Below are 23,254 nucleotides of genomic sequence, written 5' to 3' on the forward strand. Positions count from 1 at the left end.
TGCGTCACTGACCATCCCCGCGGGAGCGCTGGGCGGCCACCTTGGTGACGCTCTCCGGAAGCGGGATCGAGGGGCAGTCCTTCCACAGCCGCTCCAGGGCGTAGAAGGTGCGGTCCTCCTCGTGCTGGACGTGCACCACGATGTCGAGGTAGTCGAGGAGCACCCAGCGGCCCTCCCGCTCGCCCTCCCGGCGAACCGGCTTGGCGTCGGCCTCGATGCGCAGGCGATCCTCGATCTCATCCACCACGGCCCGGACCTGACGGTCGTTGGACGCGGAGCAGAGTAGGAACGCGTCGGTGATGACGAGCTGGTCGCTCACGTCGTAGGCGATGATGTCGTCGGCCAGCTTCTCAGCGGCGGCCTCGGCGGCGACCTTCACCAGCTGTATTGATCTCTCAGATGCGGTCACGATGCGGCTCTGTCCTCCTTTGACGGCATCTCCAGGGTGCCCACTTCATAGTGGGACCCACAACCTGTTTCTCGGAGTGACCCTATCGGGACACGCCGACAACCCCGAGTTATCCCCAGGCACTGACATTTCAACGCGTACCGGTGACCACCGATTCCGGCCTGGAGCTCCCGCCCGGTGCATAGCGGCCCAGGTCATATCGATACAGTGCCCGGATATTACATATGTCCGAGATCGGCAGGGTTGGGAATGACGGAGGTCGAATCTGGCCTGAGACGTGTCGCACTCGATGTCCGTCCCCTGAAGGTCCCCGCCTACCGTCGGCTACTCGTGGGCCAGGGAGTGTCGTTCATCGGCTTCCAGCTCACGTCGGTGGCCGTCAGCGCCGAGATCTACGACATCACGAAATCATCGTTGTGGGTGGGCCTGCTCGGCCCCGCGAACCTCATCCCACTGGTGATCTTCGGGCTCTGGGGCGGCGCCATCGCCGACGCCGTCGACCGCCGCAAACTCCTGCTCGCCGGATCGGTCGTCGCCTGGCTGGCCACGTTGGCCCTGCTCATCCAGACCTGGGCCGGGCTGAAGAACGTCTATCTCATTCTGATCGCGGTCGTCCTGCAGTCGATCGGCTTCTCGATCACCTCGCCGACGCGCGGCGCGATCATCCCGAGGCTCCTCCCGAGGGAGCGCGTCGCCGCCGCCAACACGCTCAACTTCCTGGTGAGCAGCCTCGGCTCGGTCCTCGGCCCGCTTCTGGCCGGCGTGGTGCTCGTGCGGGGCGGCTACGGCACGGCGTACCTGGTCGACGGCGTCCTGTTCGGCGCGGGCTTCTACTCCGCCGTACGGCTGCCGCACCTCGAACCGCTGGGCGAGATCTCCCGGCCGGGCCTGCGGTCGGTGGTCGACGGGCTGAGCTACATCGTGAGCAAGCCCATCGTGATGATGTCCTTCGCCGTGGACATCATCGCCATGGCGTTCGCGATGCCCCGGGCCCTGTTCCCCCAGATGGCGGCCGAGCGGTTCGACGGATCCACCGTCGCCTTCGGGTGGCTGTCGGCGAGCATCGCGATCGGCTCGGTCACGGCCGGCGTGTTCTCGGGATGGATGGGACGCGTGCGCCGCCAGGGCATGGCGCTGACCTTCGTCATCGCGGTGTGGGGCCTCACCGTGGCCGCGGCGGCGTTCGCCCAGCAGTTATGGCTGGTCGTGGTTCTGCTGGCCATGGGGGGCGCCGCCGACCTGGTCTCCGCCGTGTGGCGGCAGACGATCCTGCAGACCTACGCCCCCGACGAAATGCGCGGGCGCATGCAGGGGGTGTTCATGGTCGTGGTCGCGGGTGGTCCCCGGCTCGGGGACCTGCGGGCGGGCGCGACGGCGAGCGCGTTCGGGCTCGTTCCCGCGTGGGCGGGCGGCGGAGTGGCCTGCGCCGTGCTCGTCCTGATCACGGGCCTCTCCGTCCGCGCTTTCAGACGGTACGACTCCGTGGCCGACCGCCTCAAGGAGCAGTGACGCCCGCGCTGCCGCTCCTCCCCCGGAGGCTCCGCACGCGGCATTCGAACCGTCCATAGATGCGGCACGCGAGCGACTTCACGCGTCCCCGCTGGTCAAAGGCGCCTTTGGTACCGTCCTGATCATCTCAGGTACGCCTGAGGCGCGTCCTGCGCGTGTCCCGGCGAATCTCCACGTGTGTTCTTCGGGGGATCTATGCATTCGCATTCCGTTGCGTCCACCATCTGGGCGCGCCGGGCCGCCGCCGGAATCGGGGTGACGCTCCTGGCCGTGATCGTGGCCCTGGGCGCATGCCCGACCTCGGCTGCGCCGACCGACCGGGTCAAGGCATGGGGCCTCAACAGCTTCGGCCAGATCGGCGACGGCAGCACCAGCAACCGCACCCTTCCTGTCGGGATCCGGACCGGCCGCATCGGGATCGTCTCGATCTCCGGTGGCGGAGCGCACACGGTCGTCTTCTGACCGTCACCGTTCGAATACAGAGGCCGCTCGCCGATCGGAGGGCGGCCTCTGCCGTACCCGAGTCTGGGAGGGTATGCGGCATGCAACCTCCGCAGTCCTCCTGGCGCAGGATCATGCGCGGCTTCGGGCTGGTCGGGCTCGGATGGCTGGCCGCTGTCGTGATGTTCAGCCCCGACTTCGCAGGCCTGCCGTGGTCGTACGCATTCACCATCGCGGTGGTCCTCGGCGGCCTGGGGCTGGTGAAGACATTCGCGAATCTGGTCCTCGTCCTTCGGAAGGACTGGAGGAGCCGTGGCCCCGAACCGGCCGACGACGCCAACGGCTGAGCAAGGACAGCGGCGCCGGGCATCACTGATTCACAGCGACCACCAGCAATACAAGCGCAGGTGAGATGCCCGAGCACGCCGGGCCAGACCGACCAGTTCTTCCAGGACACCAGCCGCCGTCTCTGCGTAGACCTGGGACTGTTGCAGTTCCTCGGTCATGGACCACAGCTCGGCAACACGCGCAAGGTCGTCTTGCGTCGCCGCGACAAGGGCATCGATCAAGGTGTCCGACAGGCTGACCACGAAAGGCGGGCCATCCTCGGGCGAGGACAGCAGCTGCCCGGACCGCGGGCGTTGGCCGGCCTCCTCATAGCTGCAACCCGTCATGATCGCTTCGAGTTGGGCCATGGCGACGACCGGGTCGATGTTCTTGAGGAAGACCACGTCGAACGCGGCCTGGCCCGGCCCTCCGGGCGTCTGGACCACGGCGACAGCAGCCTGGTCGTCGACGGCGGAGAAGTAATCACACAGCGTCATGCCGCCGATTCTGACATCCACTGCGCGTTCCCCTCTGTCCTGATCTCGTCTGCTCTCGACCCATCCGAGGGGACGGCGAGCCGGCAACTAAGGGGCAGACCTGGCCTCACGTGCTCCCTGTTCCCGGTGACCTTCCACGCACGCTGGTTGCCTGCCTGCACGGCCGTGCTAGATCAGTGAAGAGCCACCTTTTTGATCTAACCTCGGCCGCCACCACGCCGCCGCGAGCCAATGGCCCCAGGCCAGGCCTCCCATGCCACCATGTCCCGGTGCGAGATGTGGATGAACTGATCAATACGGACGACTCGGCGTGGCCCTTGATCTTGGCCGAGGTCTCGCGAAGTGTCGTCGTGACGCGGATGCTGCCCGCCGTTGAGGAACGGGGCCGTGCGACCCTCCACCAGTTGCAGGTGACCACGCGATCATTCCTGGGCGCCATGGCGCTGCACTCCGGCGGCATGCTGATTGATCACGGCTGGGTCCGCGTCTTGGGCGGCTCCTCCGGCGTCGACGGCATGCCGAGCCTTGCGGATGCGAACAAGTTTCCCTCTGTCGTCGACCCCACGTGGGCACCTTCGGCGTTGATCGTGGCCTATGACGTCCTGGGTGGAGCGTTCGCGATCAAAGGTGTCCCCGCACCGACGGGACCTCAGCCAGGGGAGCCCGGACAAATGATCTACTTCGCTCCCGACTCCATGCAGTGGGAAGGCATGGAGATCGGGCACGGAGATTGGCTCTCATGGCTGCTGTCTGGCGGACTGGAGAAGTTCTACGAGAGTCTGCGCTGGTCCGGCTGGCAGGAGGATGCGAATGCACTCCGTGCTGATCAGGGAATCTCCGTGATGCCACCCCTTTGGTCGGCCGAGGCTCAGGCAGATGTCGCCGCCACCCACAAGCGGCCCGTCCCCATGTGGGAACTGCTGGGACTGCACGAGGAATTTTGCCGCCAGTTCGGCCTTCCCAGCCCCGGGTTCGCGTAAGGCGAGTTGAGGCTGAACCAGATGACTACCACCTTTCCCCCCGTGATCGTCCATCCGTCTGGGGATCCGGTTCAACTGCCGACCGCCCGGAGAATGCCTGTGGGAGATGGACAGTGAGCGCTCAGCGTGGCCAGGATGCGACGACGAGTCTTACCGATTTCTTGTTGTGGCCGCCGAACGCCTCGTGCACGTACCAGGAGTCGAGGACGCTTATCGGTTGGAGAACATGCTCGGTGTAATCCCAGCCGGCCGAAGGGAAGGGCTCCGGAGGAGCCTCCAGGTACGACTCAATTGTGCCGTTCCGCTGCTGCAGTATGCGCTTGACCTCGGCAACCGTCTGATTCTCTAGATCCACTCCCTCCAGAATCTCGCCGTGAGCGGTCGGATCGCCCGCGATTTCGTACCGTTCGCCGGGGCGGGCTGCTCGACCGAAGATGATCTCGACAGGGCTGCGCAGGTTGACGGGAATGCTCACTCCGGCCATGCACCACATGTTGCCGCAGTCGGTCCCCTCGATCCTTTTGACCCATTCGCTGCCGTGCTCATCCTTTATCTCGAATCCATCGGTGCGGTAGTTGGTTTCCTTTCCGGGAGAGGATATGGAGATCATCGTGCCGACGAGGCTTGGCGATGAGGGCTCCATCTGTAGGTCGACGTTCAGGCCGTGCGAAGCGAAATCCTCGCGGTAGCGCCGGGGGTCGGCGTCAGGGTCCGCGATCCGGATGTCGATGTAGTCGCCGTTCTTGGCGAAAGCCAATGCTTTGGCCGGTCCGAGCGTGATCGGGCCGACGTCACTGGGCCGCATGACGATCGGCAGCACGACCGCCGCCCCTGCCAATACGGCGGTGACGGGAATGAGGGTGAGCAACTGCCTCCGGGACCAGTGCCGCTTGGCCGTCTGAGGGGTCCGAGTGGGGTTGCCGATGATGTCGTCCAGGGTGGCGGACAGCGCTATCGGGTCCGCGCATACATGACTGGCTGGATCGTGTGCCTGGAGCAAGCTCGTGAGCTGCTTGAGATCGTTGGTCATATGACGCTCCTCCCGAAGGACGGCTGCCGGTCGGTGATGGGCTGCGACTCCTCCCCAAGCAGGTGCCGGAGTCGTCCGCGTATGCGGTGCAAGCGCATCGCGGCCGTCGACCTGGAACAGCCCACGACCTCGGCGGCCTGACGGAGGTCGAGCCCTTCCCAGGACATCAGCAGAATCAATTCCCGGTCGCCGTCACTCAAGGTGCTCAGCGCGGCGAATGCAGCTTGACGAGCGGCGATGGTGGCAGCGTGGTCTTCTTCGGTGCCATGGCGCGTCAAGTCCTCGACCAGTAGATCCGCGAGCGCGTCTCGCCGGTTATCTCGTCTGATCAAGTTCAACGTGAGATTCCTGGCGGTCGTATACAGCCAGGGCAGCGGCTGGTCCTGTGGGACCCTGTCGTACTTCTCCCATGCGACCTTGAACGTCTCAGCGGCTACGTCCGCGGCATCCGCAGGACCGACTCGGCGCCACGCGTACCGCAGAACCGACTCGTAGTGCTTTTGGAACATGCTGGTGAAGCCGGCCTCATCACGCACACTCCGTCCTCTCTTCAGCGTTCCAATGTGATTTGGGCATCCACCTGATAGATGTCGCGGAGCGCAGGGATATCACCGGCCGGCGCAAAAACAATGATGATGTGGCGACCGCGGTCCACAGATCCCGCACTCTGCTCTCTCACCCGCGGTCGGCTCATCCAAGGCCGGCGGGGTCGGCCGAAGAGTCGCATCCCGCCGGCGGGCGGGCCGCATCTCGTGGGGACCAGACACAAGACAGAACGGGTCTGGCCGGTCACTGTCGTGAGCAGCGGATGGTCGCGGCCCTCGATCGCTTTCAGGCTCACATGTTGTACATGAGCAGGGAGAACGTTGCCAAGAACAGCGCCCACCCCATGAGTCCGAGATATCCGACGATCAGCCCTGCCATCGCCAACCCAGAGCCGCGCTCCCCTGTTTTCTTGATCTTGCGGCGTGCAATGTGCCCGCACACAATTGCAGGAAGACTGGCCAGCCCCGTAGCGAGGAGCCCGGATAACGCCAAGATGATCGACGACAGGGCCATGGAGTTGACTCCGTCTTGGGGGTAGTGGCGTACCGGTACGAACGGATACTGCCTCTCGTGAGGGGGAATCCAGACGGGCATGTCATTCATTTGATTTGCCTCTATCGGCTCCAACCGAAAGGCGAACTTTTGCAACTAGAGCCACGATAGTCTTGCACGACACAAGAAATGGTTTGCACGGAATTCCACGAAAATATCGCAGGAACTGGCAGCAGGCCTTGTCTCAGGAGAGCGCGTTTCGAAAACTCGCCGTGAGGGTGCTTTAACGAGGGAGGAACTCCCGTTAATCCGGGGGCTGTCACGCGACGCCCTGAAGGACCTCCCCGACCGCATCGACGCCGACTGACCACGCCCCGCACCGCCCGCGTGTGAGAAGGCGGGGCATGCGGACGGCGCGGGGGTGGCCGTACGCCGTCAGGTGAGCGGGTCGTACTGGAACGCCCGGACCTCCTGCGAGCAACGGCAGGAGGCCGCGATCTTCTTCGCCCACTCCAGCGCCGCCTCGCGGGAGGGCAGGTCCAGGATGGTGTACCCGCCGTTCAACTGCGTGGTCTGCGGATAGGTGCCGTCCGTCACCGTGCCGTCACCGGCCACGAGGACGGGGGCGACGTCTTCGTCTATCCCGCCGCCGAAGACGTACACGCCGGCATCCTTAGCCTCCTGGATGACCGCGTGGGAGTCGCGTACCACGTCAGGAAAATCCTCGTCCGCGATCACCATGGCGGCGCTGGGGAAGGAGATGAGAAAGTGCGTCATCCCTCGATCCTGCCGCGCGCCGGTGAACATCGTCGAGGTGTTCCTCGAACATTGCGTCCGATCTTCAATTCATCCACAGCACCGCGCTGGTCAGTGGTTGCCGTCCTGGTAGAGACCACGCTTGTTGATGTAGCGCGAACACTGGCAACGTGACCAGGACCGATACGGAACGATGCTGGTCAGGCCGCGGTTTCGACTTTCAGCGTCTTTCGCTGCTCTCCGCGGTTTTCGACGGTCATGTGCGACCGGGCCATCCACGGCTTGACCCTCCTGGACACCAAGGAAGCTCGCCAAGCTTGCGGCGCGAGGCCCGGCGCGATGAGGTCTGACCTTCAGCGGGAGGCTCTGGACGCTATGCCTGACGTGCCGACCTCGGTGTTGCGACTCGCGGAGACGCTGGTGATGCCGGCCACCTCCGCCGACGAACAGGTCGCGTGGGCTGACCCGCACCGGTGGGGCGTGGACGAATTGGCGCTCGACTTCGACTGGGCGAACAGGTGGGTGCCGTTGGAGGTCGACGAGCGATCGCCGGGACTTTTGTCCCCGGTGCTGCACGACCTGTTGCAGCGCATCGACGATCGCTTGTTGGAGCTGAGCGGTCAGGCCAACGCTGACAGGTGGACCCCGGAGGGGCTCACCGTCGATCCCGGATGGGCTGACATTCGGCATCTCTCCAGTCAGGCACTCACCGAGATCGCCCTGGATCTGGTGGCCATCCCTTCGCCGGCGGATCTGTAGGCGCAAGGTAGGTCTACGGCCAACACCCCGCCCGAACCGTCATCCACCGGCACTTCTGAGAAAGGGGTCTGGGGCGCGGTCATGTTGGGATGCGGTAGCGGAGGTGTACGACGCCGTTGTCGAATCGGTGCTCGTCGAGGAGCTCGAGAACCGCGCCCGCCCGCCTGCGGCTCGAGAGCGCAGTCGGTGACCGTCATCGGCGACGGGCCACCAGGACGCCGGCAGGTCCGAGTCGACCCAATGCCGCCAGACGACGTCCCGGGCGCGGCCAGCACGCGCTCGAACGAAAAGGTGCGCCCGTCCAATGCGTACGTTGGACTGTCCTGCGAGTCAAAGGAACCGACAATCGTGCAGACGCTCTGGATCATCGACGGATAACAGTTTTTTGAGAATTTAAGGAAAAGTACATCGGACTGACGCGGCAGGTCGGACGCAATGCGGGTGGGTCGAAGTAGACCTAACCATTCCCTTCCAAAGAGAGGGTCACAGGGCTGTATTGTTCCTCCCCGAGAGAAAGGTGCGCCCCTCGATGAATTGGCAAAACAGCGTAAGTAAACTTCCACCTGTGGCTGCCGTCCTGCTGCTCTCCGTGGCCCTGACCACCGGTTGCAACAGCCAGGCGGCGCCCTCCGGCGCCTCCGGTTCGTCCCAGTCCACCGGTCTCGAGTCAGCAACCGAGACGGATCCGGTCTCGGCCGCGGTGGCCGCAATGTCCACGCCGTCCACGCCGGCCAAGCCGTCCACGTCGGCCAAGCCGTCAACGTCGGCCAAGCCGCCCAAGCCGTCGGCACCGTCCTCGCCGACACCGTCGCGCAGCGCGGCGGCCAGCGCCGTTCGCGGCGGCTGGGTGCCGGTGAACCAGGCCGCATGGAAGCAGGCCCTGGACGTCTACCACAAGGTCGCACCCAAGAAGGTCCCCGCGGGAATCGTGCGAGTCCCCGAGTTCCACACCGACTGCTCGGTGTCCGGCCGCGCGGCGGACGACCCGATCGTGCTGCCCGGTCTGCCTGGCGCCTCCCACATGCACACTTTCTTCGGTCCGAAAGTGAATGCCACCACCACGCCGGCCAAGCTGCTCGCGAGCTCCACGACCTGCAACGCGCCCGGGGACCACAGCGCCTACTGGGTTCCGCAACTGCTGCGTGACGGCAAGACGGTCCCAATGAAGAACTTCCGCGTGTACTACGGCTCCCGGCTCAAGGACCCGTCGAAGGTCGTGCCGTTCCCCCCGGGTCTGGTCATGGTGTACGGCGACGCCAAGCGACAGGTGGCGACGCCGAAGGGCGCCTCCGGCCAGTTCTGGTGCGCCGGCAGCGCGGAGATCGGACGCAGCGCCGACGGCAACTGGCCGGTCTGCGCGAAGGGCGGCAATCTGATTCGTCAGGTGACGTTCGAGGACTGCTGGGACGGCAAGCACATCGACTCGCCCGACCACAAGTCGCACATGGGGCCGGCCACCAACGGCAAGTGCTCCGGCAAGTATCCGGTAGCGGTCCCCAACATCTCGCTCATGGTCGGCTACAACTCCCTCGGCGGTAACGGCCTGAAGCTGTCGTCGGGCATGGCGTCCTCGATGCACGGGGACTTCATGAACGCATGGAAGCCGGAGAAGCTCGGCGCGCTGGTGAAGATCTGCATCAACGCGGACGCCAAGTGCGGCATCACCCCCGGCTGGAACAGCTGACCGATCCCCACTTCGCACAACCGTGCCGGTGGTCCCGCGTTTCTCGGGGCCACCGGCACAGTGGACGTAACCATGTTCATTAACGGCATGCGCCGTCGTTTCCAATCGCATTCGGCTCGATTTTTCTGTGATTCGGCGAGTCTCCACAGCGTCTCCATAGAGAAAGGACTCTCTGTACGGAGAGCGTTCTCGTCATGGCCTCACGGTCTGAGACCGAGCAGATCCGGTGTCGCCTGCCTGTGAGGAGATCTCATGCGTTCGCTCGCCGTACCCGCCCGTCGTCGATCGATCCCGCCACCGATGGGACGGGCGCGCTGACCATGCCTCACTCCGCCCGTGCACGGGTACCGGGCCGGCCGCCCCCCTCTCCCACCAAGGACCTCATCCCTCATGAGTGAGACTGTCCCGCGCGCCGTCGCATCCGGTGGCAAAGCACGTCGAGCCGGCCGTGTCATGGCCGTCGGCGCGCTCGCCGCATTGCTGGGCACCGGCCTGGTGTCCGTGACCGGCTCGGCCACCGCATCTGGGCCTCGCTTCTTCCGAGATCCGAGCGGCCCTGGCGAGAGGAGCTGACATGCGAGCGGGCACGATCGGTGCGCCGATCCTCGCAGCGGTCACGGTGTTGCTCGTCACGCGGTGCGTCGCCGCCGGGCCGGCCGCCCATTCGAGCCATCTGGCAGCGCAGGGGCAGGCCGTGCAGCCGATTCCGGGCGGCGCGCCGGCACCAGCGGTCACCTCCTCGGACTCCTTCAACGCGACCGACGTCGCGTGGTTGCAACTGATGATCCCGATGACCGAGCAGGCCGTGCGGCTCTTCGATCTGACCCTGGACAAGACCTCCAACCCGGAGATCGTGTCGTTGTCCAAGACCCTCGGCGCCGCGCATCGCGCCGAGCTGGGGCGCCTGCACAGCCTGCTCGACCGGTCAGGCATGCCGTACGTGAACGTGCACGAGGGACACAACATGCCGGGCATGGTGACGGCGGCCGATCTCGAAGCGATCAACGCGGCCGACGGCGCGGCGTTCGACCGGCTCTTCGCCCAGCACGTGCGCGACTTCCTCAGGCAGTCCGTGCTGGTGGCGCAGGGAGAGCAGGACCAGGGGGCCGACGCGGACACCAAGGCGTTCGCCGCGACGATGGCCGAGGCTCACGCGGGTGAGCTCACCGGGCTTGAAGGCGTCGGGCAGTGAGGAACGCCGCGGCCGTGCGACCCGTTCACGACGGCGAAGCCGTTCCCACCGCGCCCAGGCGGCGCAGGATGCCTGAACGGGCAGCGGTGCCGCACGTGCATCCGCTGGTCGTGCTCATCCTGATCGCCGGGGGCGCCGTCGCCGCGACCTCCGGATGCTGGTCGGGGATGGGCTCGGTGAACGGGCTGGACGGCTGGCTCGCCTGGGCAGGCCGGCTCACTGGCCTGCTCGCCGGATATGCCTGCGCGATTCTCGTGACGCTGGTGTCGCGGACGCCGCTGCTGGACCGGGGGATCGGCTCTGACCGCCTGGCCCGCTGGCACGCGGTGATCGCCCGGCACACGATCGTGCTCTCGCTCGCGCACATGGTTTTCGCGACCGCTGCCCGCGTCGCCGGCTCCGGAGCGGGCCTGCTGGGCGGCTCCGTGGGACTGATCGTGGACGGGCCCGAGTTGCCGGAGGCGACGGTCGGTCTGGCGCTCCTCGTCGGCGTCGGGATCGTCTCGGTCCGGAAGGTGCGGCGCCGGCTGCCCTACGAGCTCTGGCATTACCTGCATTTCGTCACCTACGCCGGAATCTTTCTGGCGTACGGGCACCAGTTGCTCGGGCCGGACTTCCTCGGCGACCCACTGGCCACAGCCCTGTGGCTGGCTCTTTACGCGTCTGCCACCATCCTGCTGATCTGGTATCGCTTCCTCACGCCCGTGCGCCGGGGTCTGCGTCACCGTCTCACGGTGGCCGAGATCCGCAGGGAGTCGCCCGGCGTGGTGTCGGTCTATCTGATCGGCGAGCACCTCCGCGAGCTGGGCGCCGAGCCCGGGCAGTTCTTCCGCTGGCGATTCCTGACTCGGGGCTTGTGGTGGACCGCCAATCCCTACTCGTTATCCGCTCCGCCCAACCCCCGCTTCCTGCGGATCACCGTAAAGGCGGTCGGTCACCACAGCCGCGCGCTCGCCGGTCTGCGGCCTGGTGTCCGGGTGTGGGCCGAGGGTCCGTACGGCGCGCTGACCGCGGCTCGCCGACGGCGTCCCCAGGTGCTGCTGGTGGGCGGTGGCGTGGGCATCAGCCCGCTGCGCGCGCTTTTCGAGACCTTGCCGGGCCAGGTGACGCTGGTCTACCTGGCTCGCCGGGACGAGGACCTGATCCTGCGCAACGAGCTGGACGCCATCGCGGCAGCGCGGGGCGCCAAGGTCCTTTACACCGTCGACGAGACACCCGGATCACGGCGCGGCCGTGCCGTACCGCTGACCGGACGGTCACTGAGGGCCCTCATTCCCAGCCTGGCCATGCACGACGTGTACCTGTGCGGTCCCGCCGGGATGACGACCGCGGCCCGGCAGGCCCTACGTCGCGCCGGTGTGCCTGATCGCCGCATTCATTTGGAGCAGTTCGACTTCTGATCGACCCTGCGGGCGCCTATTGATCATCCGTCCGGATCAAGCCACATGTCGACGCTCCCTGAGGACACCACCGAGTCCATCATGCGGGGTGGAGGGACCGGAGTGCTGGAGCGTTACCAGCGGACGCACACCTGCGCTGGTCAGTGGTTGCCGTCCTGGTAGAGGCCGCGCTTGTTGATGTACTGCACGATGCCGTCGGGGACGAGATACCAGATCGGCTGGCCGTCCGCCACGCGCTCACGGCACTCCGAGGAGCTGATCGACAGGGCGGGGATCTCGATCAGGCTGACCTTGCCGTCGGGCAGGCCGGGGTCCTGGAGGGTGTGGCCGGGCCTGGTGCAGCCGACGAAGTGGGCGATCGTGAACAGCTCCTCGACGTCCCGCCAGCTCAAAATCTGGGCGAGAGCGTCGGCTCCCGTGATGAAGTACAGCTCCACGTCCGGCCCGTACGCCGCCCCGACGTCACGCAGCGTGTCGATGGTGTAGGTGGGGCCGGGGCGGTCGATGTCGACTCTGCTGACCGAAAAACGCGGGTTGGAGGCCGTCGCTATCACCGTCATCAGATAGCGGTCCTCAGGCGCGGACACCGTCTTCTCGGCCTTCTGCCACGGCTGTCCGGTCGGGACGAACACCACCTCGTCCAGATCGAAGTGGTGGGCGACCTCGCTGGCGGCCACCAGGTGCCCGTGGTGGATCGGGTCGAAGGTGCCGCCCATGATGCCGAGACGCCGCGTCGGAGCCCCATTTCTCATGGGACGGACCCTAACCTGCATACCGGGAGTAATCGGACACCACCCCTCTCTCAGCGCCACCGCCCGGGGATCCGCCGCCCCGCGCGCGCCCAGCCGACGAGGCATAGCATGCGGACATGACCACTCCGGATCGCAATCGCGTGCAGCTGCCCGGCATCAGCTCCCGAGCATACGAACACCCCGCCGACCGCTCAGCGTTGGTGGCGATGCGTTCGCTCAGCGGGTTCGACTCGGTGCTGAAGCGCATGTCGGGGCTGTTCAGCGAGCGCCGCCTGCGACTGATGTTCCTGGCGTCCGCGGTTCGCACGGACGAGACCCAGTTCCGCGCGCTCTACGACATGGGCCGCGACAGCGCCTACATCCTTGATCTGCACCGGATCCCGGAGATCTACGTGCAGCAGGACCCGAAGGCGTATGCCATGGCGGTCGGCTTCGACGAGCCGTTCATCATCGTGTCCACCGGCCTGCTCGATCTCATGGACGAGGAGGAGTTGCGGTTCGTCATCGGCCATGAGACCTCGCACATCCTTTCCGGGCACGCCGTCTACGGCACGATGCTCGCCGTCCTCACCCGCCTCGCCACCCGGGTGGCCTGGATCCCGCTCGGCTACATCGGCCTGCGTGTGATCGTGGCGGCCCTCGAGGAGTGGCAGCGCAAGGCCGAGATGTCGGCAGACCGCGGCGGACTGCTCGCCGGGCAGGACCCCGAGGCGGCGCTGCGGGCCCTCATGAAGCTGGCCGGCGGATCGCGCCTGCACGAGATGAACATCGAGGCCTTCCTCGACCAGGCCAGGGAGTACGACACCGCCGGCGACGTCCGGGACGGCCTGCTCAAGGTCCTCAACCTCCTCGGCACCACGCACCCGTTCGCGGTCACCCGGGTCGCGGAGCTGGACCGCTGGCGGCGTTCGGGCAGCTACGACGCCATCCTCGGCGGCACCTACCCCCATCGGGAAGACGACGCGAACACGAAGATCACTGAGGAGATCAAGGCCGCGGCCAACTCCTACCGCGAGTCCTGGGCGCAGTCGCAGGACCCCTTCATCGGCGTCCTCCGCGACGTGGCCGAAGGTGCGGTCCACGCGGGCGAGCGCATCTTCAACAGGTTCGCGCGCAGGGAGAACTGACAGGGGGTGCCGCGGATCGGCGCAGGCGCCCCTAGAAGAACAGGGACACCGCCTGTACGGCTCCCGCACACAGCGCGACGAACCCGCCGAACACGGCCAGCGCCCGCAGCGGCTCCCTCTTGAGCTCGGGCATCCTCGTGCCCATCTGCTCGATCTCCCGGCCGATGATCCCGCCGACGACGACGCCGAAGACGACGCCGGCGACGGTGACGGGAGCCACCTGGGTCCACCACTGGACCTCCAGATGGGTTCCGGCGGTCAGCCAGAGCGCGAGGAAGGCCGCCGCGGCCGCGGGCGCCCCCGGCCACACGACTCCGGACACCAGCGAGCCCACCAGCGTCACCGGATAGCTGAGGACCCCCAGGAGCCCCCGCGTGCGGTGTGACCTGCGGTTCCGCACGATCCAGTGAGTCACCCAGGCCGCTCTGGTCACGACCACGAAGGCTCCGCTGATCGCGAACGTGGCCAGAGGTTCGACCACCGACACCACCACGCACGGCACACCGAGCAGCCCCAGCGCGAGCAGGACCGTGCCGCCCGTGGGGATGCCTGAACCGGTTCCGGCGGCGGGCGCCTCGACCGCCAGAGCCGATTCGGCCCTGCCGCCCGCCCTCGGCCGCCGGGCCGCCGCGGCGCCGCTTCCCGCGCCGGCCCGCCTGCCGTTCTTGGAACCGCCGCTCCCCGAACCTCCATTCGCCGAACCCGCGCCCGGCGAGCCGCCGGCGGAGCCACTCGGGGAGCCGCCCGCCGAGCCACCCGGGGAGCCGCCGTTCGCCCCCCTGGTCTTCGCCGCCTTGGCCTTCGTGGTGCCGCCGTTCTTCGCGCGACCCCGCCGGCCTCCCCCCGTGCCGTCCTCCGCCTCCTGGTCCTCCCCCTCCGGAACGTCAGCGTCAGTTCCGGCCTTGTCCGGCCCCGTACGGCGCTGCGTCGCCGTACCACGGGCGGTGTCGCCGGACACGCGGGCGAGCCGGGCCAGCCGGTCGGACAGCAGGGCCGCGGTGGGCCGCTTGGCCGGGTCGCGATGGAGGGCCGCCCGGACGAGCGGCAGCAGGGAGGCGGGAACGCCGGCGAGGTCGGCCTTGCCGTTGAGAACGGCGTACATCTGGGACTGCACGGTCCCCCGCCCGAACGTGTGGCGGCCGGTGGCCGCGAACGCCACAGTGGCGGCCCAGGCGTGCACGTCTGCGGGTTCGCCCACCGCCTCGTCGGCGAACAACTCCGGCGCGGCGTATCCGGGGGTGCCGAGGAAGGTGCCCGTCAGGGTCAGCCGGGTGGCGTCGAGCATCTGGGCGATCCCGAAGTCGATCAGGATCGGCTCGTCCTCGCGCACCAGCACGTTGGCGGGCTTCACATCGCGATGCACCACACCTCCGGCATGGATGATCGCCAGAGCGGTGGCCAGCCCCTGGGCCAGGGGGATCAGGTCGGATTCCCCCATGGCGCCGCCCCGCTGGACGGCTTCGAGCAGGGTCTCGCCCTCGATGTACTCCATCACGAGGTAGGGCCGGTCACCGGAGAGATCGGCGTCGATCACCTCGGCGACGTAGGGGCTTTCGACCCTCCGCAACGCCCGGATCTCCCGGTCGAGCCGTAACCGCGCGTCGGAGTCGGCCTCGATCGGCTCGCGGAGCATCTTGACCGCGACATGCTCGCCCCGGCGGTTGGCGGCGAGGTAGACCTCGCCCATTCCGCCTCGACCCAAGCGCTCCAGGAGCGTGTACGGGCCGACCCGCCCGAGACGTCCAGACATAGGAGCGCTTACCATAGCGGGCGCCTCCGACATTTCCTGGGAGGCGCGCCGCTTCCCGGCCCCGGAGGCGGGCCTCTTCCCCGCCGGCGCTACAGGCGCACGTGCCCGTCGCCGATGTAGATCCACTTGGTGGACGTGAGCTCGGGCAGGCCCATCGGACCCCGCGCATGGAGCTTCTGGGTGGAGATCCCGATCTCCGCGCCGAACCCGAACTCGCCGCCGTCGGTGAACCGCGTCGAGGCGTTCACCGCCACGGCCGCCGAGTCCACGGTGGCCACGAACCGCCGCGCGGCCGCCTGGGAGCGCGTGACGATGGCGTCGGTGTGCGCGGAGCCGTACCGCCTGATGTGCGCCACCGCCTCGTCCAGCGAGTCGACGACCGCCGCCGCGATGTCCAGCGAGACGTACTCCACGGTGAAGTCGTCCTCGGTGGCGGGCTCGACGTCGGCGCTGAAGGAACGGATGCGCTCGTCTCCGTGGACGGTCACGCCCACGTCCTTGAGCGCCGCGAGCGCCCTCGGGACGAACTCCGGAGCGATGTCGGCGTGCACCAGGAACGTCTCGGCCGCGTTGCACACCGACGGACGCTGCGCCTTGGCGTTGATGAGGATCTTGAGAGCCATCTCGACGTCGGCGTCGGCGTCCACGTAGACGTGACAGTTGCCGACGCCGGTCTCGATCACCGGAACGGACGACTCCTCCACGACGCTCTTGATCAGCGACGCGCCGCCGCGCGGAATCAGCACGTCGACCAGCCCGCGGGCCCGCAGCAGGTGCTTGACCGACTCGCGGGTCACGCCAGGCACGAGCTGCACGGCTCCCGCCGGCACCTCTGTCCGGTCCAGCGCCTCCTGCATGATCCGCACGAGGACGCGGTTGGAGGAGTGGGCGCTCGAGGAGCCCCGGAGCAGAACGGCGTTGCCGCTCTTCAGGCACAACACGGCCGCGTCGACGGTCACGTTCGGCCGGCCCTCGTAGATGATCCCGATGACGCCCAGCGGAACCCGGACCTGGCGCAGTTCGAGGCCGTTCGGGAGCGTGCTCCCCCGCACGACCTCGCCGATCGGGTCCGGCAGGTCGGCCACCTGCCGTACGGCTGCCGCGATCTTCTCCACCCGCCCCGCGTCGAGCCTGAGCCGGTCGATCATCGCCTCGGACGTGCCGTTCCGCCGGGCCTGCTCGACGTCGGCGGCGTTGGCCGTGACGATCTCGTCCGTCGCCGCGACCAGCGCGTCGGCGATCGCCCGCAGCGCCGCGTCCTTGGGGGCTCGCGGCAGCGGCGCGAGCACCGTCGTGGCGTCCTTGGCCGCCTGGGCGACCGCCAGGAACTCCTCTGCCTCAGCCATGGCCTCGCGCTCCATTACCCCTCCGGCTCCAATATGACGATGTCGTCCCGATGGATCAGCTCTCGCTCGTACTCCGGCCCGAGTGCGCTCGCCAACTCGCGCGTGGAGCGGCCCAGCAGTTCGGGGATCTCGGAGGCGTCGTAGTTGACCAGGCCGCGGGCCACCGGGCTGCCCAGCGGGCCGTACAGGTCGACGGGGTCGCCTGCGGCGAAGTCGCCCTCGACCTTGATCACACCGGCGGGGAGCAGCGACATGCGCCGGCCCACCACGGCGTCGACCGCTCCGGCGTCCAGGTGCAGCCGTCCCCGGCCTGTGGCGGCATGGGCCAGCCACAGCAGGCGGGTGCCCGGATGGCGGCCCCCCGGGTGGAAGTAGGTGCCGACGTCGGCCCCGGTCAGGGCTTGCGCCGCGTGGGCCGCCGCGGTGAGCACCACGGGCACTCCCGCACCCGTGGCGATCTTGGCGGCCTGCACCTTCGTGATCATGCCGCCGGTCCCGACCCGGCCCGACGTGCCGAGCTCGACGCCTTCGAGGTCTTCGGGCCCGCGGACGTCGGCGATCCGCGTGGCGCCCTCCCGGCGCGGGTCGCCGTCGTAGAGGGCGTCCACGTCCGAGAGCAGCACCATCGCGTCCGCGTGGATGAGATGGGTCACCAGGGCGGCGAGCCGGTCGTTGTCGCCGAAGCGGATCTCGTCGGTGGCCACGGTGTCGTTCTCGTTGACCACCGGGACGATGCCGAGCTCCAGGAGCCTCGTCAGCGTCCGCTGGGCGTTGCGGTGGTGCGACCGCCGCATCATGTCGTCGGCGGTCAGCAGCACCTGCCCGACGCGCAGGCCGTACCGGGCGAAGGAGGAGGTGTAGCGGGCGATCAGCACGCCCTGCCCCACCGAGGCCGCGGCCTGCTGGGTGGCGAGGTCCTTGGGCCGGGCCCGGAGGCCGAGCGGTCCGAGGCCGGCGGCGATGGCCCCGGAGGAGACCAGCACGAGTTGCGTGCCGGCCTGCCTCCGCGCACCGAGCACGTCGACGAGCGCGTCGACGCGGTCCACGTCGATCATGCCCTGCGGGGTCGTCAGGGAAGACGAGCCCACCTTGACGACCAGCCGCGAAGCCTCCCGGATCCGCTCCCTGCCTGCCACGCCGCTCCCCTGCCCGTTGGACCTACACCAGTCTGTTGTCGGTGCCCCGGGGCCCGCCCACGCGGGTCCTGGTGCCCTCGGAAGGCTGCCAGTCGAAGAGGTAGCCGCCCTGCATCGGGCCGATCACGACCTCCGCGCCCACCTGGGCCCCCGCGTTGATCAGCGCCTCCTCGACACCGAGACGCTCCAGGCGGTCGGCCAGGTAGCCGACGGCCTCGTCGTTGGTGAAATCGGTCTGGCGGATCCAGCGCTCCGGCTTCTCCCCGGTCACCTGGAAGGTGTTCTCGTCGACCCGCCGGACGGCGAACCCGGTCTCGCCGAGTTGCTTCGGCCGGATGACCAGTCGGGTGGGCTCCTCGACCGGGGCCTGCGCCCGCGCCTGGGCCACCATCTCACCCATGGCGTACGTCAACTGCCGGAGACCCTCGTGGGTGGCGGCGGAGATCTCGAAGACCCGCAGGCCCCGCTCCTCCAGAAGGGGCCGGACGATGTCCGCGAGATCCCGGCCGTCGGGGACGTCGACCTTGTTCAGCACGACCAGCCGGGGGCGGTCCTGCAGTTCGCCGTATGCGGCCAGTTCCGCCTCGATCACGTCGACGTCGGTCAGCGGGTCACGCCCGGGCTCGATCGTGGCGCAGTCGAGGACGTGCACGATCGTCGAGCAGCGCTCCACGTGGCGCAGGAACTCGTGCCCGAGCCCCTTGCCCTCGGAGGCGCCGGGGATGAGTCCCGGCACGTCGGCGACCGTGAAAACCGTCTCCCCCGCCGTGACCACGCCGAGGTTGGGGATCAGCGTGGTGAACGGATAGTCCGCGATCTTCGGCCGGGCCGCCGAGAGCGCCGCGACGAGCGACGACTTGCCGGCGTTGGGGAAGCCGACCAGGGCCACGTCGGCGATGGTCTTCAGCTCCAGTGCGATCTCGGCCTCGTCGCCGGGCTCACCGAGGAGCGCGAACCCGGGGGCCTTGCGCTTGGCGTTGGCCAGTGCGGCGTTGCCGAGGCCGCCGAAGCCGCCCTGAGCGGCGACATAACGGGTGCCCGCGCCGACGAGGTCGACCAGGACCTCGCCCGTCCGCGCGTCCTTCACCACGGTTCCGTTGGGGACCGTGAGGACGATGTCCTCGCCGTTGGCGCCGTCACGGTTGGAGCCCATGCCCTGCTTGCCGTTCCCCGCGTGCCGGTGGGGCCGGTGGTGGTACTCGAGCAGCGTCGAGGTGTTCGCGTCCACCTCGAGGATCACATCGCCGCCCCGGCCGCCGTTTCCGCCGTCCGGGCCGCCGAGCGGCTTGAACTTCTCGCGATGGACGGAGGCGCAGCCGTTTCCGCCGTCACCCGCCTTGGTATGCAGGACGACGTAGTCCACGAAATCGGCCATCTGCCGCTTCCCCCTATAAAAACGATGAGGCGGACCGAGTGCTCGGTCCGCCTCATCTGCAACGTTTGTCCCGGGCGGATCTACTCCGCGATCGGGATGATGCTGACTGCGCGACGACCGCGCTTGGTGCCGAACTGCACGTGGCCTGCGGCCAGCGCGAACAGCGTGTCGTCGCCACCACGGCCGACGTTGTCACCCGGGTGGAAGTGCGTGCCACGCTGACGGAGAATGATCTCGCCTGCGTTCACGAGCTGGCCACCGAAGCGCTTGACGCCGAGCCGCTGAGCGTTCGAGTCACGGCCGTTCCGGGTGGACGAGGCGCCCTTCTTGTGTGCCATGATTCACTACTTCCCGGGGTTGATGCCGGTTACCTTCACCTGGGTGTACCGCTGGCGGTGACCCTGGCGCTTCTTGTAACCGGTCTTGTTCTTGTACTTGAGAATGCGGATCTTGGGGCCCTTGGTCTCACCGAGAATCTCGGCGGTCACCTGGAACTTGCCAAGCGTGGCGGCGTCGGTGGTGACATCGCCGTCGTTGACGACGAGGAGCGCCGGCAGCGCCACCGAGGAACCCACCTCGCCGGTGACCTTGTCCACCTCGAGGACGTCCCCGACGGAGACCTTCTGCTGCCTGCCGCCGCAACGAACGATCGCGTACACCGCGGAACCCTTCTTCTGGCTAAATGCGTAGATGCGCGCCCCGCATCCAGCTGCTGTCGATGACACGACCGGCGATCCGGGCGGGCGCGCAGAGCCAGGCGCGCCAGCGGGCGCACCGGATGACCAGGGTACCGGATTAGCGGCACCCAGGTCGAACCGGGCGGAACACCGGGGAGGCGAACTTGCCGTCAAGCGGCTTATTCGGCCTGCTTCCTGCGGGAACGGCGACGTCCCCGCGAGTGGGCGGGTGGAGTGTCGTCGTCGTCGGACATGGCGTCGGTGACGCCGTCCCGTCCGTTGACGGACGCCGCGACGACCGCACCCTCGCTCGCCCCGAGCTTTTCGGCCACCGACTTCTCGATGGCCATCTTGCCCTGGGTGCCCCGCGGCTCCGGCTTGGCCTCCACCGGATCGGTGGAAAGGATCAGGCCTCGGCCGTTGCAGCACTCACAGGGCGTGGAGAAGGCCTCCAGCAGGCCCTGACCGACCCGCTTGCGGGTCATCTGGACCAGGCCCAGCGAGGTGACCTCCGCCACCTGGTGCTTGGTCCGGTCCCGGGCCAGGCACTCCAGCAGCCGCCGGAGCACCAGGTCACGGTTGCCTTCCAGCACCATGTCGATGAAGTCGATGACGATGATGCCACCGATGTCCCGCAGCCGGAGCTGGCGGACGATCTCCTCCGCCGCCTCCAGGTTGTTGCGGGTGACCGTCTCCTCCAGGTTGCCGCCCTGACCGGTGAACTTCCCGGTGTTGACGTCGACGACGGTCATCGCCTCGGTCCTGTCGATCACCAGGGAGCCGCCCGAGGGCAGCCACACCTTGCGGTCGAGGCCCTTGGCGATCTGCTCGTCCACCCGGTAGGCACCGAAGACGTCGCCGTCGCCGTCCCACTTCGTGAGCCTCTCGGCGAGATGGGGCGCGACGTAGCGGACGTACTCGTCCACGGTCTGCCACACCTCGTCGCCCTCGACGACCAGCGAGGAGAAGTCCTCGTTGAACACGTCGCGGACGACCCGGACCGTCAGGTCCGGCTCACCGGAGAGCAACTCGGGCGGGCTGGCCGACTTGGCCTTGCGCTGGATGTTCTCCCACTGCGCGGAGAGCCTCGCGACGTCGCGGCTGAGCTCCTCCTCGGAGGCGCCCTCGGCGGCGGTGCGGACGATCACACCCGCGTTCTCGGGCATGACCCTGCGGAGGATCTGCTTGAGCCTCGTCCGCTCCTTGTCGGGGAGCTTCCTGGAGATCCCGGTCATCGAGCCGTCGGGCACGTAGACCAGGTAGCGGCCCGGAAGGCTGACCTGGGAGGTCAGGCGCGCGCCCTTGTGCCCCATCGGGTCCTTGGTGACCTGGACGAGCACGGACTGGCCGGACTTCAGCGCCGCCTCGATCCGCTTGGGCTGCCCCTCGAGACCGGCGGTGTCGAAGTTGACCTCACCGGCGTACAGCACGGCGTTGCGGCCCTTGCCGATGTCGACGAACGCCGCCTCCATCGAGGGCAGCACGTTCTGCACCTTGCCCAGGTACACGTTCCCGACGTACGACTGGCTCGACTCCCGGTCGACGTAGTGCTCGACCAGCACGCCGTCCTCGAGCACCGCGATCTGGGTGCGGCCATGACGGCGCCGGACGACCATGACGCGCTCGACCGACTCGCGCCGGGCCAGGAACTCCGACTCGGTGATGATCGGCGGGCGTCGGCGTCCCAGCTCACGGCCTTCACGGCGACGCTGCTTCTTGGCCTCGAGCCTGGTCGACCCGCGCACGCTCTGGACCTCGTCGACCGAGGTGCTCCGCGTGGCGCGGGGTGCACGGATGCGGACCACCGTGTTCGGCGGATCGTCGACCGTGGCCTCGGCCTCGTCTCCCCCGCGGCGGCGACGGCGGCGACGGCGGCGCGAGCCGCCCTGGTCGCCGTCGGCGTCCTCCGCGGACTGCTCGTCGTCCTCTTCGGCGGCGGAGGCCTGCGCCTCTTCGGCCTCGGGCTCCTCGCCCTCCTCCGCGTCCCTGGACCGGGCTCCCCGGCCGCGGCCGCCGCGGCGGCGGCGGCGCCTGCGGGTCGAGCCGTCGCCGTCGGTGTCACCGTCGGCGCCGTCCTCGTCGTCGCCGACGTCCTGCGCCTCGTCCGTCTCCTCCGCCTCGTCCTGCTCCTCCGGCCACGCGGCCGGTACGGCGGGCTGGGGCCGGGCCGGCACGGCCGCGAACGGGTCGGGGGCCTGGAAGAGCGGCTGGAAGATCGCCGCGGGAGGCTGGAACGTCACCGACGGCAGCGCGGACTCGCGCTCGAACGTCCCGAACGGGTCGGCGACGACCCTGGTCTGGGCGGCCGGCTCGTGGATCGTCTCGCGGGCGTCCTCGTCCGCGTCCTCGGCGAGGTCGACGTCCGCGTCGGCGGGCGCCTGCTCGTCGTCGAGCGGCTCGACGTCGAGCAGGTCATCGGCCTGCGGGCGCTCGTCGGTCCGGCCGAATCGGAGGGCGGCGGCCACCTCGGCCTCGGCCGCGCTCATCGCGCTGGACCGCTCGGGAACGCTCTCGTCCTTCTTGCGGGTACGGCGCCGCCTGCTCGGGGGCGCCTCCTCTGCGGCGGGAGCGGACGCGGCGGCCGGTTCCTCGGCCGCCTTCCTGGTGCGGGTCCGGCGTGCCGGCTTGGCCTCGGCCACCACGTCACCGGCCGCGGGCGCGGCGACATCGGCTGCCACGCCGGTCGTGGCGGGCTCGTCGGATTCCACCGGAGCGGCCTTGGCCGAGGCACGGCGGCGGGTGGCCCGCTTGGGCTTTTCCGCCACCTCGGCAGGGGCCTGCTCCACGGGTGTGTCCGCAGGCGGCTGGGCCGCCGAGGCTGCGGCGGTCGTCGTGGTGATCGTCGGCCTGGCCTCGGTCTCGTCGGGCTCAGGTGGCGGCCCGGCCGGTCGGCTGGCCGCACGACGGCGTGGTGAGGTCACCACGACACCGCTGGTCACCTGCGTCGTTCCGGTCCCGGAGTCCTGCTCCCGGCCTTCGTTGGTCGTTTCACCGTCGAGGCGCACAGCCCCGTCGGCAGGGTCGTTCTCGAGCATGCGGGCGCTCTCCCGTCGGCCTCCGGGCACGTTT

The 23,254-nt window shown here is 68.4% G+C and carries 23 protein-coding genes; 9 read left to right on the forward strand and 14 right to left on the reverse strand.

Annotated features, from left to right (window positions below; translation table 11 throughout):
* Positions 1 to 4: 4 nt before the first annotated feature.
* Entirely contained in the window at positions 5 to 409 is a 405-nt protein-coding gene (rsfS, locus tag Pmi06nite_RS05955; RefSeq protein ID WP_203951784.1) for a ribosome silencing factor, read from the reverse strand.
* Positions 410 to 658: 249 nt separating this feature from the next.
* Between rsfS and Pmi06nite_RS05960 the strand changes: the two genes are divergently transcribed.
* The 3 genes from Pmi06nite_RS05960 to Pmi06nite_RS05970 all read left to right on the forward strand — a co-directional run bounded on the left by Pmi06nite_RS05960 (position 659) and on the right by Pmi06nite_RS05970 (position 2,706).
* Entirely contained in the window at positions 659 to 1,918 is a 1,260-nt protein-coding gene (locus tag Pmi06nite_RS05960) for an MFS transporter (RefSeq protein ID WP_203951785.1), read from the forward strand.
* A gap of 195 nt (positions 1,919 to 2,113) precedes the next feature.
* Entirely contained in the window at positions 2,114 to 2,380 is a 267-nt protein-coding gene (locus tag Pmi06nite_RS05965) for an RCC1 domain-containing protein (protein WP_203951786.1), read from the forward strand.
* 80 nt (positions 2,381 to 2,460) lie between these two features.
* Positions 2,461 to 2,706, forward strand: coding sequence for a hypothetical protein (locus tag Pmi06nite_RS05970; protein WP_203951787.1), 246 nt, complete (start codon positions 2,461 to 2,463; stop codon positions 2,704 to 2,706).
* A 30-nt stretch (positions 2,707 to 2,736) separates the two neighbouring features.
* On the opposite strand, the gene Pmi06nite_RS05975 is transcribed toward Pmi06nite_RS05970, so the two are convergent.
* On the reverse strand, positions 2,737 to 3,204 hold the full coding sequence (locus tag Pmi06nite_RS05975; RefSeq protein WP_239113691.1) for a hypothetical protein: 468 nt from the start codon (positions 3,202 to 3,204) through the stop codon (positions 2,737 to 2,739).
* A 257-nt stretch (positions 3,205 to 3,461) separates the two neighbouring features.
* Here Pmi06nite_RS05975 and Pmi06nite_RS05980 point away from each other — a divergent pair, with 257 nt between their 5' ends.
* On the forward strand, positions 3,462 to 4,163 hold the full coding sequence (locus Pmi06nite_RS05980) for a DUF2625 family protein (protein ID WP_239113692.1): 702 nt from the start codon (positions 3,462 to 3,464) through the stop codon (positions 4,161 to 4,163).
* A gap of 121 nt (positions 4,164 to 4,284) precedes the next feature.
* On the opposite strand, the gene Pmi06nite_RS05985 is transcribed toward Pmi06nite_RS05980, so the two are convergent.
* The 4 genes from Pmi06nite_RS05985 to Pmi06nite_RS06000 form a co-directional block, all read right to left on the reverse strand.
* Entirely contained in the window at positions 4,285 to 5,193 is a 909-nt protein-coding gene (locus tag Pmi06nite_RS05985; protein WP_203951788.1) for a hypothetical protein, read from the reverse strand.
* Positions 5,190 to 5,729 (reverse strand): RNA polymerase sigma factor, encoded by a 540-nt coding sequence (locus Pmi06nite_RS05990; protein WP_203951789.1) that lies wholly within the window; start codon positions 5,727 to 5,729, stop codon positions 5,190 to 5,192. The genes Pmi06nite_RS05985 and Pmi06nite_RS05990 overlap by 4 nt, the downstream gene beginning before the upstream one ends.
* Positions 5,730 to 6,030: 301 nt before the next feature.
* Positions 6,031 to 6,387: a DUF4190 domain-containing protein gene (locus Pmi06nite_RS05995; protein WP_203951790.1), complete on the reverse strand. Its 357-nt coding sequence runs from the start codon at positions 6,385 to 6,387 to the stop codon at positions 6,031 to 6,033.
* Positions 6,388 to 6,666: 279 nt separating this feature from the next.
* The gene (locus Pmi06nite_RS06000; RefSeq protein WP_203951791.1) at positions 6,667 to 7,008 is read right to left on the reverse strand and encodes a YciI family protein; all 342 of its coding nucleotides are present in this window, start codon (positions 7,006 to 7,008) and stop codon (positions 6,667 to 6,669) included.
* 363 nt (positions 7,009 to 7,371) lie between these two features.
* Between Pmi06nite_RS06000 and Pmi06nite_RS06005 the strand changes: the two genes are divergently transcribed.
* From Pmi06nite_RS06005 to Pmi06nite_RS06020, 4 genes are all read left to right on the forward strand, one after another.
* Entirely contained in the window at positions 7,372 to 7,746 is a 375-nt protein-coding gene (locus tag Pmi06nite_RS06005) for a hypothetical protein (RefSeq protein WP_203951792.1), read from the forward strand.
* Between the two features lie 565 nt (positions 7,747 to 8,311).
* The gene (locus tag Pmi06nite_RS06010; protein ID WP_203951793.1) at positions 8,312 to 9,430 is read left to right on the forward strand and encodes a DUF1996 domain-containing protein; all 1,119 of its coding nucleotides are present in this window, start codon (positions 8,312 to 8,314) and stop codon (positions 9,428 to 9,430) included.
* A gap of 574 nt (positions 9,431 to 10,004) precedes the next feature.
* Positions 10,005 to 10,622, forward strand: a complete 618-nt coding sequence (locus tag Pmi06nite_RS06015; RefSeq protein ID WP_203951794.1) for a DUF305 domain-containing protein — start codon at positions 10,005 to 10,007, stop codon at positions 10,620 to 10,622.
* A gap of 68 nt (positions 10,623 to 10,690) precedes the next feature.
* Complete coding sequence (locus tag Pmi06nite_RS06020; protein WP_203951795.1) at positions 10,691 to 12,022, forward strand: ferredoxin reductase family protein; 1,332 nt, start codon at positions 10,691 to 10,693, stop codon at positions 12,020 to 12,022.
* A 140-nt stretch (positions 12,023 to 12,162) separates the two neighbouring features.
* Here Pmi06nite_RS06020 and nadD read toward each other — a convergent pair whose 3' ends face one another.
* Entirely contained in the window at positions 12,163 to 12,774 is a 612-nt protein-coding gene (gene nadD, locus Pmi06nite_RS06025; RefSeq protein ID WP_203951796.1) for a nicotinate-nucleotide adenylyltransferase, read from the reverse strand.
* Positions 12,775 to 12,890: 116 nt separating this feature from the next.
* Between nadD and Pmi06nite_RS06030 the strand changes: the two genes are divergently transcribed.
* On the forward strand, positions 12,891 to 13,901 hold the full coding sequence (locus tag Pmi06nite_RS06030; RefSeq protein WP_203951797.1) for a M48 family metallopeptidase: 1,011 nt from the start codon (positions 12,891 to 12,893) through the stop codon (positions 13,899 to 13,901).
* Positions 13,902 to 13,932: 31 nt separating this feature from the next.
* Here the strand turns inward: Pmi06nite_RS06030 and Pmi06nite_RS06035 are convergent, their stop codons facing one another.
* The 7 genes from Pmi06nite_RS06035 to Pmi06nite_RS06065 form a co-directional block, all read right to left on the reverse strand.
* Positions 13,933 to 15,651, reverse strand: a complete 1,719-nt coding sequence (locus Pmi06nite_RS06035) for a serine/threonine-protein kinase (RefSeq protein WP_203951798.1) — start codon at positions 15,649 to 15,651, stop codon at positions 13,933 to 13,935.
* Between the two features lie 89 nt (positions 15,652 to 15,740).
* Complete coding sequence (locus Pmi06nite_RS06040) at positions 15,741 to 16,997, reverse strand: glutamate-5-semialdehyde dehydrogenase (RefSeq protein WP_203951799.1); 1,257 nt, start codon at positions 16,995 to 16,997, stop codon at positions 15,741 to 15,743.
* A 14-nt stretch (positions 16,998 to 17,011) separates the two neighbouring features.
* On the reverse strand, positions 17,012 to 18,133 hold the full coding sequence (gene proB, locus Pmi06nite_RS06045) for a glutamate 5-kinase (protein ID WP_239113693.1): 1,122 nt from the start codon (positions 18,131 to 18,133) through the stop codon (positions 17,012 to 17,014).
* A gap of 22 nt (positions 18,134 to 18,155) precedes the next feature.
* Entirely contained in the window at positions 18,156 to 19,508 is a 1,353-nt protein-coding gene (obgE, locus tag Pmi06nite_RS06050) for a GTPase ObgE (RefSeq protein WP_203951800.1), read from the reverse strand.
* A gap of 80 nt (positions 19,509 to 19,588) precedes the next feature.
* Positions 19,589 to 19,846 (reverse strand): 50S ribosomal protein L27, encoded by a 258-nt coding sequence (rpmA, locus tag Pmi06nite_RS06055; protein WP_203951801.1) that lies wholly within the window; start codon positions 19,844 to 19,846, stop codon positions 19,589 to 19,591.
* A 6-nt stretch (positions 19,847 to 19,852) separates the two neighbouring features.
* Complete coding sequence (gene rplU / locus Pmi06nite_RS06060; protein ID WP_203951802.1) at positions 19,853 to 20,167, reverse strand: 50S ribosomal protein L21; 315 nt, start codon at positions 20,165 to 20,167, stop codon at positions 19,853 to 19,855.
* Between the two features lie 197 nt (positions 20,168 to 20,364).
* A complete protein-coding gene (locus Pmi06nite_RS06065) occupies positions 20,365 to 23,220 on the reverse strand; it encodes an Rne/Rng family ribonuclease (RefSeq protein WP_203951803.1) in 2,856 nt (951 codons plus the stop codon).
* Positions 23,221 to 23,254 lie beyond the last annotated feature (34 nt).

This window comes from Planotetraspora mira (genome assembly GCF_016863275.1).
GTDB lineage: Bacteria > Actinomycetota > Actinomycetes > Streptosporangiales > Streptosporangiaceae > Planotetraspora > Planotetraspora mira.

What these genes read in the sequence shown, in the direction of transcription:
- Pmi06nite_RS05960 (WP_203951785.1), top strand. Translation starts at nt 659, where the DNA reads ATGACGGAGGTCGAATCTGGCCTGAGACGTGTCGCACTCGATGTCCGT.
- Pmi06nite_RS05965 (WP_203951786.1), top strand. Translation starts at nt 2,114, where the DNA reads ATGCATTCGCATTCCGTTGCGTCCACCATCTGGGCGCGCCGGGCCGCC.
- Pmi06nite_RS05970 (WP_203951787.1), top strand. Translation starts at nt 2,461, where the DNA reads ATGCAACCTCCGCAGTCCTCCTGGCGCAGGATCATGCGCGGCTTCGGG.
- Pmi06nite_RS05985 (WP_203951788.1), bottom strand. Translation starts at nt 5,193, where the DNA reads ATGACCAACGATCTCAAGCAGCTCACGAGCTTGCTCCAGGCACACGAT.
- Pmi06nite_RS06000 (WP_203951791.1), bottom strand. Translation starts at nt 7,008, where the DNA reads ATGACGCACTTTCTCATCTCCTTCCCCAGCGCCGCCATGGTGATCGCG.
- Pmi06nite_RS06015 (WP_203951794.1), top strand. Translation starts at nt 10,005, where the DNA reads ATGCGAGCGGGCACGATCGGTGCGCCGATCCTCGCAGCGGTCACGGTG.
- Pmi06nite_RS06020 (WP_203951795.1), top strand. Translation starts at nt 10,691, where the DNA reads ATGCCTGAACGGGCAGCGGTGCCGCACGTGCATCCGCTGGTCGTGCTC.
- nadD (WP_203951796.1), bottom strand. Translation starts at nt 12,774, where the DNA reads ATGAGAAATGGGGCTCCGACGCGGCGTCTCGGCATCATGGGCGGCACC.
- Pmi06nite_RS06030 (WP_203951797.1), top strand. Translation starts at nt 12,891, where the DNA reads ATGACCACTCCGGATCGCAATCGCGTGCAGCTGCCCGGCATCAGCTCC.
- Pmi06nite_RS06035 (WP_203951798.1), bottom strand. Translation starts at nt 15,651, where the DNA reads ATGTCTGGACGTCTCGGGCGGGTCGGCCCGTACACGCTCCTGGAGCGC.
- Pmi06nite_RS06040 (WP_203951799.1), bottom strand. Translation starts at nt 16,997, where the DNA reads ATGGCTGAGGCAGAGGAGTTCCTGGCGGTCGCCCAGGCGGCCAAGGAC.
- obgE (WP_203951800.1), bottom strand. Translation starts at nt 19,508, where the DNA reads ATGGCCGATTTCGTGGACTACGTCGTCCTGCATACCAAGGCGGGTGAC.
- rpmA (WP_203951801.1), bottom strand. Translation starts at nt 19,846, where the DNA reads ATGGCACACAAGAAGGGCGCCTCGTCCACCCGGAACGGCCGTGACTCG.
- Pmi06nite_RS06065 (WP_203951803.1), bottom strand. Translation starts at nt 23,220, where the DNA reads ATGCTCGAGAACGACCCTGCCGACGGGGCTGTGCGCCTCGACGGTGAA.